The organism is Buttiauxella gaviniae, assembly GCF_040786275.1.
Taxonomy (GTDB): Bacteria; Pseudomonadota; Gammaproteobacteria; order Enterobacterales; family Enterobacteriaceae; genus Buttiauxella; species Buttiauxella gaviniae_A.
In genome coordinates this window covers 74,139-91,046 of sequence record NZ_JBFMVT010000002.1, presented here as the reverse complement: position 1 = coordinate 91,046, position 16,908 = coordinate 74,139, and the positions used below count along the sequence as shown (strand labels likewise).

Here is a 16,908-nt window from a genome sequence, read left to right as displayed (position 1 = left end):
AAACAAACAAAAGCTGTCTGGATTGTGACCAGGAAGGGCGCAATTCGGACACGCAGACTTACCACTGCGCGGCTGAACGGTTACCATAGCGACATTGCCAATGACAGGAGTAGTCCATGAGTGAGCAAACCGTTCGTTTGACGCAGTACAGCCACGGCGCTGGTTGCGGCTGCAAAATTTCCCCGAAAGTCCTGCAAACTATTCTGCAATCCGAGCAGGCTAAATTTGTCGATCCTAACTTGCTGGTCGGAAACGAAACCAGTGATGACGCGGCGGTTTACGATCTGGGCAACGGCACTTGTGTCATTAGCACTACAGACTTCTTCATGCCTATCGTCGACGATCCGTTCGACTTTGGGCGCATCGCGGCCACAAACGCCATCAGCGATATTTATGCGATGGGCGGCAAACCGATCATGGCGATTGCGATTCTGGGATGGCCTATCAATACCCTGGCCCCTGAAATTGCGCGTCGAGTGATTGAAGGCGGGCGCTTTGTTTGCCAGCAGGCGGGGATTTCCCTTGCGGGCGGCCACTCCATCGATGCTCCAGAGCCGATTTTTGGCCTCGCGGTTACCGGCATCGTGCCTACCGATCGCGTTAAGAAAAATAGCTCGGCAACGCCGGGTTGCAAACTGTTCCTCACCAAACCGCTCGGTATTGGTGTGCTAACCACCGCTGAGAAAAAATCCCTACTTAAACCCGAACACGTTGGCCTTGCGGCGGATGTAATGTGCCAGCTAAACAAACCGGGTGCCGAATTTGCCGACATCGCAGGCGTCACCGCCATGACCGATGTCACCGGTTTTGGCCTGTTAGGGCACCTGAGTGAAATGTGCCAGGGCGCAGGCGTTCAGGCGGAAGTATGGTTTGATAAAGTTCCGAAATTGCCTGATGTTGAAGCCTATATCGCCCAAGGTTGTGTGCCAGGTGGTACCGCGCGTAATTTTGCCAGCTACGGCGCGTTTATGGGTGAAATGACCCCGGCGCAACGCGATTTATTGTGTGACCCTCAAACGTCAGGCGGTTTGCTGTTAGCTGTAGAAGCCGATGCAGAAGCGGACGTTGCCGCCGTTGCCGAGAAAAATGGCATCAAACTGACCGCCATTGGTGAGCTAAAAACCGCGCGTGCAGGTCGTCCGATGATTGAGATTCGTTAAACGAATGCGTCTGTTTATTGCCGAAAAACCGAGCCTCGCTCGCGCGATTGCGGATGTCCTGCCCAAGCCGCATCGGCGGGGTGATGGTTTCATCGAGTGTGGTAATGGGCAAGTTGTGACCTGGTGTATCGGTCATCTGCTCGAACAGGCTCAGCCGGATGCCTATGACGCCCGCTATGCCCGCTGGAACCTCGCTGATTTGCCGATTGTGCCGGAAAAATGGCAACTGCAACCGCGCCCCTCGGTGACCAAACAGCTTAATGCCATCAAAAAATTGCTCACCCAGGCCGACGAAGTGGTTCACGCCGGTGACCCGGATCGCGAAGGGCAATTGCTGGTGGATGAAGTGCTCGACTATCTGCAACTGGCACCTGAAAAGCGCCAGCAGGTACAACGCTGTTTAATTAACGATCTCAACCCGCAAGCCGTAGAGCGCGCCATTACACGCCTGCGTGCAAATAGCGAATTCATCCCGCTTTGCGTCTCGGCCCTTGCCCGCGCCCGCGCTGACTGGCTGTACGGCATCAACATGACGCGTGCCTATACGATCCTTGGTCGCAATGCCGGTTATCAGGGCGTGCTTTCGGTAGGGCGTGTGCAAACGCCGGTGCTGGGGCTGGTGGTGCGGCGTGATGAAGAAATCGAGAATTTTGTCGCGAAAGACTTTTTCGAAGTGAAAGCGCATATCGTCACGCCTGCGGATGAACGTTTTGTTGCCACATGGCAGCCGAGCGAATCATGCGAGCCGTACCAGGATGAAGAAGGGCGTTTACTGCATCGCCCGCTGGCGGAGCATGTGGTCAACCGAATCGGCGGGCAACCGGCGATTGTCACGGCTTATAATGATAAACGGGAATCAGAAGTGGCTCCGCTGCCGTTTTCGCTCTCAAGCCTGCAAATTGAGGCGGCAAAACGTTTTGGTCTGAGTGCGCAAAACGTGCTGGATATTTGCCAGAAATTATATGAAACGCATAAGTTAATCACCTATCCGCGTTCTGACTGCCGCTATTTGCCGGAAGAGCATTTTGCCGGGCGTCATGCAGTGCTGAATGCCATAAGCGTTCACCAGCCGGAGCTATTGCCGCAGCCCGCGGTGAATACCGACCTGCGTAACCGCTGCTGGGATGATAAAAAAGTGGATGCGCACCACGCGATTATCCCGACCGCGCGCAGCTCGTCGATCTCGCTTTCTGAAAACGAAGCTAAAGTTTACAACCTGATCGCCCGACAATACCTAATGCAGTTCTGCCCCGATGCGGTGTTCCGCAAATGCACTATCGATCTCGATATCGCGGGCGGGAAATTTAATGCTAAAGCACGTTTTCTGGCAGAAGCCGGGTGGCGTACGCTGCTGGGCAGCAAAGAGCGCGACGAAGAGAACGATGGTACACCGCTGCCGGTGGTCACCAAAGGTGATGAATTACTGTGTGAAAAAGGTGAAGTGGTTGAGCGCCAAACCCAGCCGCCGCGCCATTTCACCGATGCCACTTTGCTCTCCGCCATGACCGGTATCGCCCGCTTTGTGCAGGACAAAGATCTGAAAAAGATCCTGCGTGCTACAGACGGCCTGGGCACAGAAGCGACCCGCGCCGGGATCATCGAACTGCTGTTTAAGCGAACGTTCCTGGTGAAAAAAGGGCGTTATATCCATTCGTCAGATGCGGGGCGAGCATTGATTCACTCGCTTCCTGAACTGGCAGCAAGGCCGGATATGACGGCGCAGTGGGAATCGACGTTGACACAAATCAGCGAAAAGCAGTGCCGTTATCAGGATTTTATGCAGCCGCTGGTTCATACGCTGTATGAGTTGATTCATCAGGCGCGAACCAAGCCGGTACATCACGCTTTCAAAGGGGTTAAAGCCCCGGATGAGCAGAAAAAACCACGCAAGCAATGGGCAAAAAAAGAGGGAAGTGATGATGCGACTAAAAAACCTGTTCGTCGTCGGCGCAGTACTGATAATGACCAGCCTGCCGGGGATGGCACAACGCCTTGATCCGCAGGTGGACGTGGTTGTTCCGCCGGAAGTCTTTAACACGCAAGGGCAGCGTGCGGCGCCGTGTAATCAGTGCTGTATCTATCAGGATCAAAATTACTCTGAAGGAGCAGTGGTTAAAGCCGATGGCGGCGTACTGCTCCAGTGCCAGCGTGATGAAAAAGCCCTCAGCACGAATCCTTTGGTGTGGCGTCGCGTAAGGACATAAAGGCTTCAAGTAAGGGAATATCTGCCGGGGCAAGTGGGTAATTAAACGCCTCGGCAGGTAAACACCAGACCAGCTCACTGTGGCAAAGCGCTTTCATCTCTCCGGTAAATTCCGCCACATGCCAGGCATGAAGGTGAATTATTCGACCGGACACCTCGCGTTGATGGCTAGCAACATAACTTCCCACCACGGCTTTAATGGCTAGCTCTTCTTCAAGTTCCCGCGCAAGTGCCGCAGGCTGTGACTCAAAAGCGTCCACTTTGCCCCCCGGAAATTCCCACAGACCCGCCTGATCGCCGCTTTCCGGGCGACGTGCGAGCAAAATTTTACCGCGTTGCTCAATAATTGCCGCAACGACATCAAGGGTTTTCATGATACCAATCCATTCTTTATCTATGGGCGTGGCATAATACGCGCCACAAAAGATTATCTGAAGATTTTCCCGAATGACGACCAAAAATAGAACGCCCTGGGTGAAGCCACTTAAAAAATTGCCGGGCAGTTTACGGCCCATTGTCACCATGCAAGAAAAGCATTTCGGTGCGGTTTTAAACCCGACGCGCTGGTGGGGGCGTTTCCCGTATCTCTTCTGGTTGGTCGCGTTGTTTGTGGGATTTCTTGAAAGACGACGTGCAGGTATCGACCCGGTTGTTCGCTCCCTCGTTATGACGCGCGTTTCTCAGCAGTGCTGCTGTGAATTCTGTATTGATGCCAATAGCTTACGTCTGGCCGAGCGCAGCGGTTCAATGGAAAAAGTGCTGGCAGTAGCTAACTGGCGGGAAGAAACGCTGTTTTGCGCTAAAGAACAGGCGGCATTGGCCTATGCCGATGCGATGACCGCCACACCGCCGCAGATTAGCGACGAGCTGAAAGACGAATTGAAAAAGCACTATGATGAAAAAGCCATTACGGAATTAACCGCGTTGATTGCGTTTCAAAACCTCTCAGCCCGTTTTAATGCCGCGCTGGATATTCCTGCGCAAGGCCTCTGCGTAAATTCTTCTGGGAAACAGCCCCATGTTTGATAGCTATCTTCACCCGCGTATAAAACCCACCCTGGAACGTGTAGCTAATAAGCTGGATAAACCCGAGATTACCCCTGATGGCATCACGCTGCTGGGGTTTGCCATCGGTGTGCTTGCTCTGCCATTTCTGGCGCTGCAATGGTATGGCGCGGCGCTGGCAGCCATTGTACTTAACCGTTTGTTCGATGGATTAGACGGCGCGCTCGCAAGGCGGCGCGGTATGAGTGATGCCGGTGGATTTCTGGATATTGCCCTAGATTTCCTGTTTTACGCGCTGGTGCCGTTTGGCTTTATTCTCGCCAATCCTGAGCAGAACGCGCTGGCGGGGGCGTGGTTACTGTTTGCGTTTATCGGTACTGGCAGCAGTTTTCTGGCCTTTGCCGCCGTCGCGCAAAAGCATCAGCTTGCTAATCCTGGCTATGCGCACAAGTCGTTTTACTATCTCGGCGGACTGACGGAAGGCACTGAAACCATCGCGCTATTCGTGTTGAGTTGCCTGTTCCCGCAGTGGTTTGTCTGGTTTGCGTGGGTGTTTGGTGCGCTGTGCTGGATGACGACTTTTACGCGGGTATGGAGTGGTTACGAGACGTTAAAACGCATTAATGTCGGATGTCGCTAACGCTAATCCGACCTACGAAAACAAGAAGTTGCAGCCGTTGTGTAGGGTGGATAAGCGACAGCGCCATCCACCGTTAATCGCAACGCTTAATCCGGTTTACGCTCACCCGTGGCTACCGGGTTCTTAGGATTGCTGCTCCACTCATACCAGCCACCGTCATAGACGCCAACATTCTGCCAGCCCATCGCACGGGCATACATAAAGGTTTCGGACGCGCGCCAGCCGGTACCGCAATAGAACGCAACGTGCTGATCTGGCGTAATGTTCCAGCTTTTCCACATCGCGGCGATGTCACCAGGTGAGCGCATGGTGCCATCTGGATTATGGAAATCTTCCATATGCGTGGAATCAGAACCGGCATGACCCCAACGAGCACCGGCAATTTCACCTTTTGGCTTAATGTAGCTGTACCCGCTGGTGGTGCCGATAAACTCAGGCCATGAACGAATACTGACCAGGGAAGCATCTTTACGACCCAGCAACCCGCGAGCCTGTTCCGTATCAAGCATCAACTGTGGCTGGCCTGGGATCGGTGCCCCGAAATCAGCGGCAGGTTTCACATCATTGGGCAGGCCGCGCTCAACCGGGAGTTTCGCGTCAGCCCAACTCTGCCAGCCGCCATCCAGTAAACGCACATCTTTCACACCGGCATAAAGCATGATCTGTGCGACACGTGCCGCAGCATACACATCGCGCCCGTAAAGAATGACGGTTGTGTCGTGGCGAATACCGTGTTTCGCCAACATCTCTTTGAGCTTGTCATCAGAGACTTTATTCCACAGCGGCTCGCTTTCGACTTCATTGGTGTCGATGTAGTCCGCCCCTGGAATGTGGCTCAGAAGATACTGTTTTGGCGCACCCCATGCGGCTTCAATGATTTTCACTTCGCCCGCAGGCGCGGCAGCGACGGGTTTGTTCTGCATCAGGTTATGCAACCATTGCGGATAAACAAGCTGTTCGAAGTGTGCCATTTTCTGCAGGCGGGCAGGCTGTTGCAGGGCGTCGGACAGCAGGGCGATATTCTTATAGCCCAGTTGAGACAGGCGTGCTTTCACCGCTTTTGTCTCATCGCTTTTCCCGTACAGCGCAATCACGCTTTCTGGTGCAATGGTGTGCTGCTTTGCCCAAAGCTGCAGTTGCTCATCGTTCATCATGCCCAGCCAACTGGCAGACAAATTCAGCGCGGCCGGTTCATGCCCGCCGACGCCGTGCACGGTTTGCGGCCAGCCGTTATAAAATGCACTTGGACGCGTATCAATCGCAACGCCGTGCTGCGCCTGAAGGGTGTTAAAAGTCATCGAGGAAGGGAGTTCGGCAGCGTAAGCCATGTGCGCCAACCCGGATAACATCAAGGCGGCGGTTAGTTGAGAAACACGTTTCATCTTATAACCTGAAAAGAGGAAAAAAAGAGCCGTCATTCTGCTCGAATAACGGCGGCTATTCTTTGCGATAACGCATAGTTATGTATGACGAATTAACCCTGTGATGCATTGAGCTGGATAATCTTCCCGCCCGGCGGAATATCCTGCGGGTCGTGCGTCACCAGCACCACCGGAATGGCCTGCTGCTCCACCTGCTGCCAGACAAACTGGCGGAATTGCTCGCGCAAAGATTGATCGAGGCGGGAGAAGGGCTCATCAAGAAGCAGCGCTTCAGGTTGCGCCAGCAACGCCCGTAATACGCTGACTCGCGCCCGCTCACCGCCGGAAAGCGTGGCCGGATCGCGTCGGTAATAATCCGGGAGTTGCGCGTTCGCCAGCGCCTGTTCAACGCAATGTTTACGTTGTTCGCGACCCTTGATGGCAGCGGGTAACGCCATCGCCAGATTTTGCCCCACGTTCAGATGGGCAAATAACAGCGCGTCCTGAAATAAAATGCCGATGTTTCGCCGCTCGGTTGGCAACGTATCGCGCTGCTGCCCGTTAAGCCAAAGCGCGCCTGTTACGCTAAATTCTTCGGGGAGTGCACCTATCATCCAGTTTAAAAATGTCGATTTCCCTGCCCCCGACGGGCCCATGAGTGTCAGCACTTCGCCCGCGCCCACGGTGAAACTCATCTTGTGAATCAACGAGCGAGAAGCGTGTGAAATCGAGCAATCTTTAACAGACAGCATTAGCGTAATCCTTGTCGATAGCGACCAAACAGGCGGCTTAACTGGAGCGTGATGATAAATATCATGCCCGGTAAGAGCATTTGCAATAAGGCCTGAATCGCCTGTTGTTGCGGATCGCCGCCGCTGCTGAGGGTTACGGCCTGCGTGGTGACTGTCGCAAATCGCCCGGCACCGGCATACAGCGTCGGAAGATATTGTGCGATGCTCACCGCAAAACCGACTGCAAACGCCGCCAGCAGCGGCCTCATCAGCAGAGGAAGTTTAACCCAGCATAAAATCTTCCATGATGACCAGCCCAGCGTGCGGGCGGTGATCGCCAGGCGGGAATCAAACTGTTGCCATGCAGGCCGCGCCACCAGCAGCATATAGGGCACAACCCACAGCAAATGGCTCCAGATTACCCCGAGCCAGCCACCGTCCAAATCCAGCCTCAGTAATAGTTGATATTGCCCGGCGACCAGCGGCAGGGCGGGTAAAAAAAGTGGAAGCGCAAACCCGCGATCAAACCGCGAATCGCCCCCTTCCAGCCAGATAATCACCACCAATAACCCTGCCAGACTGCTCGCCAGCGCCAGCCAAAAGGTGGTGATCAACGGTGAAAGATCGGCGCTTTGCCAGCCCGAGAATGCTAAGGCATCGGGCCATAGCGACGGATAAAACCAACCGTCCGCCAGCGACCACATAATGAGCATCGCGATCGCGGCGACGCCCGTCACAGTCATGACTGAGCCCGACACGCGCGCCAGCGTATGGATACTCAGATGATGCCGGGTACCGGAAAACCGCCCTAACGCCTGACGCCACAATGCCCATAGTCCGTATCCAAGCGCGATAAAAATCCCCAGCATCACAACCATTAAAAGCGAGGTGAGCATCCCCAGCAAAACACGTTGCGGGTCGGCATCGTTAAGCCACTGCCAGGCCAGAACCGCGAGCGTGGGCGGGTTTGCAGGCCCAAGAATCATCGCGACATCAACAACCGAAAGGCTGTACGCCGTCACCGCCAACAACGCCCATTTCAGGCGCGGTAATAGTTGCGGAACCAGCACCCGAACGCGGCTTTGCAGCGGGCCATAACCCAGGCTTTGCGCCACGGTGAGTTGTTGAGAAAGCGTCTGATGATTTAACTGCGTGCTGGCAATCCACAGCAAAAACCAGCTCTCTTTGAGCGCCAGCAAAATCCCCAGGCCAACGCCATTTTCATCAAGATGAAACGACAGGCCGCACAGCCGCGCCAGCCAGCCGTTATCGGAAAATAAGAATAAAAAACCGCTGGCAAAGGCGACATGCGGAAGGGCTAATAACAAGGGCAGGTGGGATGCGTAACGCTGCCAGCGCACGCCGGGCCACAGGCCGCAAAGGAGCATCAGGCACAACATCAGTGAACCGGTAACGCTAATAACCGTCGAGTTAAATGTGGCCCGCAGTGCGCCCGGTAATTGGTTATCAGCCCATAGCACTTGCCAGATTTCTGGCATTAGCATGGGCTTTAACATCATGAGTAAGCCGGGGATCAGGGGCGCAAAAACGCACCCCATGGCACACCAGGCTACACCGCGTTGTAGGCTGCGGGTTTTCACATCGCTCCGTAGCGTTGTAACCACTCTTTTTCCAGCGTATTAACCCAGGCGGCGTGCGGCTCTGCAAGGTAAGGCGCCGCTTGCAGATGAGCCGGTTTTTGCGCGTTAAGCTGCTCAGCGAAAGGTGGCGGCAGGGCTGCGCTATCCAGCACCGTGGCATCTCCCCAAATCGCTGGATTGGCTTTTCGGATTTGCGCTTCAGGCGACATCAGGAAATTTGCCAGCACCTGCGCCCCGGCCTGAGCACTTGCGTTGGCGGGGATCGTGACAAAGTGAACGTTGCCCAACATACCTTGCCCGAAGCCAAACGCCTGCGCCGTTTTAGGAAGCTGCTTGCGCTCAATTAAGTTATCAACGTGCGCGGGGTTAAAGGTCATCGACAGCAACAGTTCGCCGTCAGCCAGCATTCTGTCCATACGCGCAGGCGTTGGCGGGAAGGTTTTACCCTCGCGCCACAACAGCGGATGCAGTTTATCGAGATAATCCCACAGCGGGGCGGTCACCTTTTTAAAAGTTGCGGGATCAGGCGGAAGACGCAGCGCCTGCGGGTCACGCGTCAGGACGATTAACATCTGTTCGATAAACGCGGTACCGGTAAAATCTGGCGGGCGAGGGTAGCTCAGTTTGCCGGGATTCGCTTTAGCAAACGCCAGTAGTTCATCGGCGCTGCGTGGGAAGGTGACGTTCGGCTGTTCGTTGCCAATCAACATTAACTGAGCGCTGCCCCACGGCGCTTCGGCCCCGTCAGTTGGCTGTGAGAAATCTTCGCGCACCGGTTTTTTCTGATCGACATAGCGCCAGTTGGGTAATTCCCATGCCCAGCCTTCTTTCAGTAATCCGGCCTGTTTGAGCGTATGGAAGTTTTCACCATTCACCCACAGCAAATCGACCGAACCTTTTTCTTTGCGCCCGGCGGCGGCTTCGCTCTGAATGCGCTTTACCGCATCTGCGGCATCGGCAAGATGCACTACTTTTACCGTCACGCCATAGTGCTTTTTCATTTCGCCCGCCGCCCAGTCGATATAACTGTTTACCGCCGGGTCGCCGCCCCAGGCGTTAAAATAAACGGTCTGGCCATTTGCCTGCTGGCGCAAAGTTTGCCAGTCGGAGGCGTTGGCAGATGCCGTTGTGGCCAGCAAGAGCGAGAATAAAAAGGTGTAAACCAGGCAAAGAAAACCGCGCAAGGTGAATTCCTCAGTAAATTAATGGGTGCGAAAACGGGCGACAATCCGGCGTGAAACCAGCGGCAGTAACCCCAACAAAATAAACGTCACTATCATACCCGGCGAGAGAATATCGCCCAGGGAGCGAAGTTTGCTGAGTTCACGTCCGGCATTCAGGTAAACCACAATGGCAGGCAACATGCCGACAAGGCTCACCGCAAAATAACGCAGCGTGGTGACGGGCGTCAGCCCCATCAGCAAGTTAATCAGAAAGAATGGGAAAACCGGCGTCAAACGCAACGCGAAAAGATAGTACAACCCTTCCTGTTCCATACCGCGATTAATGGCGGACATAGGCGCTGTAAAACGTTTCTGCACCCAGTCGCGCAGCAAATAGCGGCTAATGAGCATGGCGAGTGTTGCGCCAAAGGTTGCCGCGAGCGCCACCAGAATCGTTCCCTGAATCAGCCCAAACTGCGAGCCCGCCAACAGGGTTAATAGCGTAGCGCCGGGGATGGAAAGGGTAGCGACGACCACATAAATGGCAAATAATACCAGTGCCGTTGCCAGCGGATGGTGCTGGTGCCAGGCGGAGAATTGCGCTTGATAGTGTTGCAGCGCCGCCAGGCTACCCGGCGGCAGGAAGATAATCAGCAGAATAAAAACCACAGCCAGCGTGGCAAACAGTAACTTACGCATGTGTGTTGTGGCGTTTTTCCTTAAAGCTTAAATTCAGCCCAAACAGGCGCGTGATCCGACGGCTTTTCCATGCTGCGAATATCGTAATCAATACCAGTGGCAATGCAGCGTTCGGCTAATGGCTTGCTCGCCAGCAGCAGGTCAATGCGCAGCCCACGGTTATCATCAAAGCCTTTTGAGCGGTAATCAAACCATGAGAATTTGTCTTGTGTTTCCGGGTTCGCGTGACGGAAAGTATCGACCAGACCCCAGCTAATCAGGCGGTCCATCCACTCACGTTCCTCCGGCAGGAACGAGCATTTGCCGGTACGCAACCAACGCTTGCGGTTCTCTTCCCCAATGCCGATATCCAGATCAGTCGGGCTGATATTCACATCGCCCATAATTAACACCGGATTGTCTTTATTCAGCTCGGTATTCAGGTAGTTTTGCAGATCCTGGTAGAACTTTGCTTTCGCCGGGAATTTTGTTGGATGGTCGCGGCTTTCACCCTGCGGGAAGTAACCGTTGATCACCGTCAGGTTGCCTAACGGCGAGGGAATTTCAGCCATAATTAGCCGGCGTTGGGCTTCTTCATCGTCGCCAGGGAAGCCACGGCGTACTGAAATCGGGGTTTCTTTTGTCAGCAGCGCCACGCCGTAATGGCCTTTCTGGCCATGATAAAAGACGTTGTAGCCCAGTTTTGCAACATCCTCGAGGGGGAACATATCGTCATGCACTTTCGTTTCCTGCAAGCCGATCACATCAGGCTGATGCTGCTCAACAATCGCTTCAAGTTGGTGAGGACGGGCGCGCAGGCCGTTGATATTAAAAGAGACGAATTTCATAAGTCGCTGCCGTGGTTACTGAACAATGTTGCAGGATGTTAGCAGAAAATGAATCCGCGTGCTGAAAACGCTGTTATAGACAGCATCAATGAATGTTACAGGGCAAAAACTGCACCAAAATCTACCGCTTCGCCCCGTTTTGGGGCATAAACGCGGTGCAAACCCCGCTATCGATCACAAATCCAGTATTAAATTTTACCAGTGCATAATATTTCTGGTTTTCATGCGGCGCATCAAGCGGAACCATAAAACTATGCACTAATTATTCACTATACATGAATAGTGAATACTTCTAAGTTATTGATTTTCTATTCATCCCCCTCCGCTATGCATTTTTATCGCTGGCTGGCACGAAGCGTGCAATCTACATTTACAGCGCAAACACCCAATTATTTAACATTCAAATAACTTTTTATTTACCGGAAGAGGTCGCTATGTCGCAGTCAATTACCCGCCAGAATTTCGACGAATGGATGATGCCCGTTTATGCCCCTGCTTCTTTTATTCCGGTACGTGGTGAAGGGTCGACGTTATGGGACCAGCAGGGCAACGATTACATTGATTTTGCCGGTGGGATTGCGGTTAACGCGCTGGGGCACGCCAACCCGGAACTGCGCAAAGCGCTTGAAGAGCAGGCGGCAAAATTCTGGCACACCGGTAACGGCTACACCAACGAGCCGATCCTGCGTCTGGCAAAACAACTGATTGATGCCACCTTTGCCGACAAAGTGTTCTTCTGCAACTCCGGGGCGGAAGCCAACGAAGCGGCGCTGAAACTGGCGCGTAAATACGCTCATGATAATTTTGGCCCACAGAAAAGTGGCATCGTCGCATTTAAAAATGCGTTTCATGGCCGCACGCTGTTTACCGTCTCAGCGGGCGGGCAGCCCGCCTATTCACAAGATTTTGCACCGCTGCCGCCGCAAATCAGCCACGCGATTTTTAACGATCTGCAATCCGCCAGCGAACTGATTAACGAAAACACCTGTGCCGTGATTGTTGAGCCGATGCAGGGCGAAGGCGGCGTGGTGCCAGCGGATCCGACTTTCCTGCAAGGCCTGCGAGAACTCTGCGATCGCCACAATGCGGTGCTGATTTTTGACGAAGTACAAACCGGCGTGGGTCGCACCGGCGAGCTGTATGCCTATATGCATTACGGCATCACGCCGGATGTGCTCTCTACTGCGAAGGCGTTAGGCGGTGGCTTCCCGATTGGCGCGATGCTGACCACCGATAAGTTCTCAAAAGTGATGGTGGTGGGAACGCACGGCACCACTTACGGCGGTAACCCGCTGGCGGGTGCGGTGGCGGGGCGCGTAATGGAAATTATTAATACCCCGGAAGTTCTTAATGGGGTGAAGCAGCGCCATGCCTGGTTTGTTGAGCGTTTAAACAAGATTAACCAGAAGCATCAACTGTTCAGCGAAGTGCGCGGTCTGGGGCTGCTAATTGGCTGCGTACTGCAACCAGAATACAGCGGAAAAGCTAAACTTATCTTACAGGCCGCGGCGAAAGAGGGCTTGATGATGCTTATCGCCGGTGCGAACGTCGTTCGTTTTGCACCGGCTTTAATTGTCAGCGAAGCCGAAGTGCAGGAAGGGTTGGATCGTTTTGAGCGCGCCTGTGAACGCTTCTTAGCGGGAGAGCAATCATGATGATTATCCGTCCGGTTGAGCGCGGTGATTTATCTGGGCTTCTGGATATGGCGGGTAAAACGGGCGGCGGGCTGACCTCGCTGCCCGCGGATGAAAAAACGCTGTCGGAACGCATCGAACGCTCAATTCACACCTGGCAGGGTGGCCTGCCTAAAGGCGATCAGGGTTATGTTTTCGTTCTTGAAGATACGACATCTGAACGTATTGTCGGGATTTGCGCCATCGAAGTGGCGGTCGGTTTGAACGACCCCTGGTACAATTACCACGTTGGCACGCACGTTCATGCGTCTAAAGAGCTAAATATTTACAATGCGTTGCCGACACTTTTCCTCAGTCACGATCACACCGGTAGCAGTGAACTTTGCACGTTATTCCTCGATGCCGACTGGCGCAAAGAGGGCAACGGCTATCTGCTTTCCAAATCACGTTTCCTTTTTATGGCGGCGTTTCGCGATCGCTTTAATGAAAAAGTCGTCGCCGAAATGCGCGGCGTGATTGACGAACACGGTCATTCCCCGTTCTGGGAAAGCCTCGGCAACCGCTTTTTCTCTATGGAATTTAGCCGCGCAGATTATCTCTGTGGTACCGGGCAGAAAGCGTTTATCGCTGAACTCATGCCGAAGCATCCGATTTATACCGATTTCCTGTCGCCGGAAGCGCAGGAGGTGATCGGTAAAGTGCATCCGCAAACGGCTCCGGCTCGTGCGGTGCTTGAGGCGGAAGGTTTCCGCTACCGCAACTATGTGGATATTTTCGACGGTGGCCCAACGCTTGAATGCGATATCGACCGCGTGCGCGCGATTCGTAAAAGCCGCCTCGTAGAAGTCGTGATTGGGCAACCGGCAACGGAAGAGCTGCCGATGTGCCTGGTCGCCAATGAAAAATACAGTGATTTCCGCGCCATGTTGATTAAGGCGAATCCAAAAAGCGATCGGCTGATTATTGATGCCAAAACCGCTGACGCCCTGAAATGCAGCGCGGGCGATAAAATCCGTTTAGTGCGTTTGTGCCCCGAGGAGAAAAAAGTATGACTCAGTGGATTAATGGACAGTGGCTTTCTGGGCAAGGCGAGTCGCTACAAAAGCACAATCCGGTGAACGGTGATTTGCTGTGGGAAGGCGCGGCGGCTGATGCGCAGCAGGTAGAGAATGCGTGTCTTGCGGCACGTGCCGCATTTCCGGCATGGGCAAAACGCCCGTTTGCCGACCGCCAGGCCATTGTCGAGAAGTTCGCCACGCTGCTTGATGCCAACAAAGAGTCGCTGACCGTTACCATTTCCCAGGAAACCGGAAAACCGCGCTGGGAAGCGGCGACTGAAATCACGGCGATGATCAATAAAATCGCCATCTCGATTAAGGCTTACCACACGCGTACCGGTGAAACCCACACCGCCATGCCAGACGGCGCCGCCACGTTGCGCCACCGTCCACACGGTGTGTTAGCAATATTTGGCCCTTATAACTTCCCGGGACATTTGCCGAACGGGCATATCGTGCCGGGCTTGTTGGCAGGCAACACGCTGGTGTTTAAACCCAGCGAACTAACGCCGCTGATTGGCGAGCAGATCATGAAACTTTGGCAGCAGGCGGGCGTGCCCGAAGGCGTGCTGAACCTGGTGCAAGGCGGGCGTGAAACCGGCCAACTGCTTGCGCAACAGCCTACGATTGACGGTTTGTTATTTACCGGCAGCGCCAATACTGGTTATCACCTTCACCGCCAGTTTGCCGGGCAGCCGGAGAAAATTCTGGCTTTAGAGATGGGCGGCAACAATCCGCTGATTGTGGAAGATCCTCAAGACATCGACGGTGCCGTGCACCTGGTGATTCAGTCGGCGTTTGTCACGGCGGGGCAACGTTGCACCTGCGCGCGCCGTTTGCTGGTCAAAAAAGGTCAGCAAGGTGATGTGTTCTTAAATCGCCTGGTAGAAGTGGCGGGGCGTATTCGCCCTGACGCGTGGGATGCGCAGCCGCAGCCGTTTATTGGCGGCCTGATTTCAGTGCAGGCCGCAGAACGCGTGCTGACCGGCTGGCAGGAGCATCTCGCGCGCGGCGGCAAACCGCTGCTTGAGCCGAAACTGCTTAAAGCGGGAACTTCACTCTTAACGCCAGGCATTGTGGAATTAACCGGCGTGGCAAATGTGCCGGACGAAGAAGTGTTTGGCCCATTGCTGACGGTTTATCGTTATGACGATTTTGATGACGCGATCGGCATGGCAAACGATACCCGCTACGGCCTGGCAAGCGGGCTGATTTCCCCGCATCGTGAGCAGTTCGACCAACTATTACTGGAAGCACGCGCCGGGATTGTGAACTGGAATAAACCGCTGACGGGCGCCTCCAGCGCGGCACCTTTCGGTGGCGTGGGCGCATCGGGCAACCATCGCGCCAGCGCGTGGTATGCGGCGGATTACTGCGCATGGCCGATGGCGACGCTGGAAAGCCCGTCCTTCCCGCTGCCTGCCACCCTGAGCCCGGGGCTTGATTTCAGCCGTGAGGAAGAAAAATGAAAACGCGTGAAGTCAATTTTGACGGTCTGGTGGGGCTCACCCACCATTACGCCGGGCTCTCTTTCGGGAATGAAGCGTCAACCAGGCATCAGTTCCGCGTCTCTAATCCGAAACTTGCTGCCAAACAGGGCCTGCTGAAAATGAAAGCCCTGGCGGATGCGGGGTTTGCACAAGGGGTGATTCCGCCGCAGGAAAGGCCAAATATTCCTCTGTTACGCCAGTTGGGATTTAGCGGGACGGATGCGCAAATCGTTGAGCGCGTGGCGAAGCAGGAACCGCAATTGTTGTCAGCGGTGAGTTCAGCCTCTTCAATGTGGGTGGCGAATGCCGCGACGGTTTGCCCGTCGGCAGACAGCCTGGACGGTAAAGTCCACTTCACCGTGGCGAATCTGAATAATAAGTTCCACCGCGCCAGTGAAGCGCCGACTACCGAGAATCTGCTGCGCGCCATCTTCCGCAACCGGGACTGTTTCTCGGTGCATAGCGCATTGCCGCAGGTTGCCATGTTTGGTGACGAAGGGGCGGCAAACCATAACCGTCTCGGCGGGGCGTATGGTGACCCGTCCGTCCAACTGTTTGTTTACGGGCGCGAAGAGGCCAAAGCGGGGCTGGTGCCCGCGCGTTATCCGGCTCGCCAGACGTTAGAGGCAAGCCAGGCGGTGGCGCGTCTCAACCAGGTTAAACCGGAGTTATTGGTTTATGCCCAACAAAACCCGACGGTTATCGATCAGGGTGTTTTCCACAATGATGTTATTGCGGTGTCAAACCGCCAGGTTTTATTCGCCCATGAACAGGCATTTCTGCATCAACAGGCGTTATATGCGCAGTTGCGTGATAAGGTGCCAGGATTCACGCCTATAGAAGTCCCGGCTGACAAAGTGTCGGTGGCGGATGCGGTCGGCACTTATCTGTTTAATAGCCAGCTATTAAGCCGCGACGATGGCAGTATGACGCTGGTGTTACCGGAAGAGTCACGCCAGCACGAAGGCGTGTGGCGTTATCTTAATGAAATGCTGGGGGCGGATAACCCAGTCAGCGAACTGAAAGTGTTTGATCTGCGCGAAAGCATGGCAAATGGCGGTGGGCCGGCCTGTTTACGCCTGCGAGTGGTATTAAACGAAACGGAACAAAAAGCGTTAAATCCGGCGGTAATGATGAACGACACCCTGTTTATCACGCTCAATAATTGGGTGGACCGCTGGTATCGGGACCAACTTACACAGGCTGATTTAGCCGACCCGCAACTGTTGCGGGAGGGGCGAGAAGCGCTCGATGAACTGACGCGTATACTAGACTTAGGGTCTGTTTATCCGTTTCAGCAATAAAAGCCTGGAAAACCAGGCTTCATCTGGAGGCA

General features: G+C 54.4%; 17 protein-coding genes. 9 read left to right on the top strand and 8 right to left on the bottom strand.

The features are described from left to right. Positions 1–116 precede the first annotated feature (116 nt). From selD to AB1E22_RS01070, 3 genes are read left to right on the top strand one after another with little or no spacing between them, the layout of a single operon-like run. Positions 117–1,160, top strand: coding sequence for a selenide, water dikinase SelD (gene selD / locus AB1E22_RS01080; RefSeq protein ID WP_367593677.1), 1,044 nt, complete (start codon positions 117–119; stop codon positions 1,158–1,160). Between the two features lie 4 nt (positions 1,161–1,164). Beyond that, positions 1,165–3,156, top strand: coding sequence for a DNA topoisomerase III (locus AB1E22_RS01075; protein WP_367597295.1), 1,992 nt, complete (start codon positions 1,165–1,167; stop codon positions 3,154–3,156). Beyond that, positions 3,122–3,364 (top strand): DUF1496 domain-containing protein, encoded by a 243-nt coding sequence (locus AB1E22_RS01070; protein ID WP_367593676.1) that lies wholly within the window; start codon positions 3,122–3,124, stop codon positions 3,362–3,364. The genes AB1E22_RS01075 and AB1E22_RS01070 overlap by 35 nt, the downstream gene beginning before the upstream one ends. On the opposite strand, the gene AB1E22_RS01065 is transcribed toward AB1E22_RS01070, so the two are convergent. Beyond that, a complete protein-coding gene (locus AB1E22_RS01065; RefSeq protein WP_367593675.1) occupies positions 3,324–3,737 on the bottom strand; it encodes a pyrimidine (deoxy)nucleoside triphosphate diphosphatase in 414 nt (137 codons plus the stop codon). The genes AB1E22_RS01070 and AB1E22_RS01065 overlap by 41 nt on opposite strands. Positions 3,738–3,810: 73 nt before the next feature. Between AB1E22_RS01065 and AB1E22_RS01060 the strand changes: the two genes are divergently transcribed. Together AB1E22_RS01060 and AB1E22_RS01055 are read left to right on the top strand one after the other, a co-directional pair. Further along, a complete protein-coding gene (locus tag AB1E22_RS01060) occupies positions 3,811–4,389 on the top strand; it encodes a carboxymuconolactone decarboxylase family protein (RefSeq protein ID WP_367593674.1) in 579 nt (192 codons plus the stop codon). Continuing rightward, positions 4,382–5,008 carry a CDP-alcohol phosphatidyltransferase family protein gene (locus AB1E22_RS01055; protein WP_367593673.1) on the top strand — a complete coding sequence of 209 codons (627 nt, stop codon included), beginning with the start codon at positions 4,382–4,384 and terminating at the stop codon, positions 5,006–5,008. The genes AB1E22_RS01060 and AB1E22_RS01055 overlap by 8 nt, the downstream gene beginning before the upstream one ends. A gap of 86 nt (positions 5,009–5,094) precedes the next feature. On the opposite strand, the gene AB1E22_RS01050 is transcribed toward AB1E22_RS01055, so the two are convergent. From AB1E22_RS01050 to AB1E22_RS21790, 7 genes are all read right to left on the bottom strand, one after another. After that, the gene (locus AB1E22_RS01050; RefSeq protein WP_367593672.1) at positions 5,095–6,390 is read right to left on the bottom strand and encodes a rhodanese-like domain-containing protein; all 1,296 of its coding nucleotides are present in this window, start codon (positions 6,388–6,390) and stop codon (positions 5,095–5,097) included. A 92-nt stretch (positions 6,391–6,482) separates the two neighbouring features. Next, entirely contained in the window at positions 6,483–7,121 is a 639-nt protein-coding gene (locus tag AB1E22_RS01045) for an ATP-binding cassette domain-containing protein (RefSeq protein WP_367593671.1), read from the bottom strand. Continuing rightward, positions 7,121–8,620, bottom strand: coding sequence for an ABC transporter permease (locus AB1E22_RS01040; protein WP_367593670.1), 1,500 nt, complete (start codon positions 8,618–8,620; stop codon positions 7,121–7,123). Before AB1E22_RS01040 ends, AB1E22_RS01045 begins: the two co-directional genes overlap by 1 nt. A 77-nt stretch (positions 8,621–8,697) precedes the next feature. Continuing rightward, on the bottom strand, positions 8,698–9,867 hold the full coding sequence (locus tag AB1E22_RS01035; RefSeq protein ID WP_367597294.1) for an ABC transporter substrate-binding protein: 1,170 nt from the start codon (positions 9,865–9,867) through the stop codon (positions 8,698–8,700). Positions 9,868–9,903: 36 nt separating this feature from the next. Further along, a complete protein-coding gene (locus tag AB1E22_RS01030) occupies positions 9,904–10,563 on the bottom strand; it encodes a TVP38/TMEM64 family protein (protein ID WP_367593669.1) in 660 nt (219 codons plus the stop codon). Between the two features lie 20 nt (positions 10,564–10,583). Continuing rightward, complete coding sequence (gene xthA, locus AB1E22_RS01025) at positions 10,584–11,390, bottom strand: exodeoxyribonuclease III (protein ID WP_367593668.1); 807 nt, start codon at positions 11,388–11,390, stop codon at positions 10,584–10,586. A 15-nt stretch (positions 11,391–11,405) separates the two neighbouring features. Beyond that, positions 11,406–11,561 carry a 4Fe-4S binding protein gene (locus AB1E22_RS21790; RefSeq protein WP_437178403.1) on the bottom strand — a complete coding sequence of 52 codons (156 nt, stop codon included), beginning with the start codon at positions 11,559–11,561 and terminating at the stop codon, positions 11,406–11,408. A 263-nt stretch (positions 11,562–11,824) separates the two neighbouring features. Here AB1E22_RS21790 and astC point away from each other — a divergent pair, with 263 nt between their 5' ends. The 4 genes from astC to astB are packed head-to-tail and all read left to right on the top strand — an operon-like array spanning position 11,825 to position 16,876. Next, positions 11,825–13,045: a succinylornithine/acetylornithine transaminase gene (gene astC / locus AB1E22_RS01020; protein WP_367593667.1), complete on the top strand. Its 1,221-nt coding sequence runs from the start codon at positions 11,825–11,827 to the stop codon at positions 13,043–13,045. Beyond that, on the top strand, positions 13,042–14,076 hold the full coding sequence (gene astA / locus AB1E22_RS01015; RefSeq protein ID WP_367593666.1) for an arginine N-succinyltransferase: 1,035 nt from the start codon (positions 13,042–13,044) through the stop codon (positions 14,074–14,076). Before astC ends, astA begins: the two co-directional genes overlap by 4 nt. Next, positions 14,073–15,551 (top strand): succinylglutamate-semialdehyde dehydrogenase, encoded by a 1,479-nt coding sequence (astD, locus tag AB1E22_RS01010; RefSeq protein WP_367593665.1) that lies wholly within the window; start codon positions 14,073–14,075, stop codon positions 15,549–15,551. Before astA ends, astD begins: the two co-directional genes overlap by 4 nt. Continuing rightward, positions 15,548–16,876 carry an N-succinylarginine dihydrolase gene (astB, locus tag AB1E22_RS01005; RefSeq protein ID WP_367593664.1) on the top strand — a complete coding sequence of 443 codons (1,329 nt, stop codon included), beginning with the start codon at positions 15,548–15,550 and terminating at the stop codon, positions 16,874–16,876. The genes astD and astB overlap by 4 nt, the downstream gene beginning before the upstream one ends. Positions 16,877–16,908: the final 32 nt, after the last annotated feature.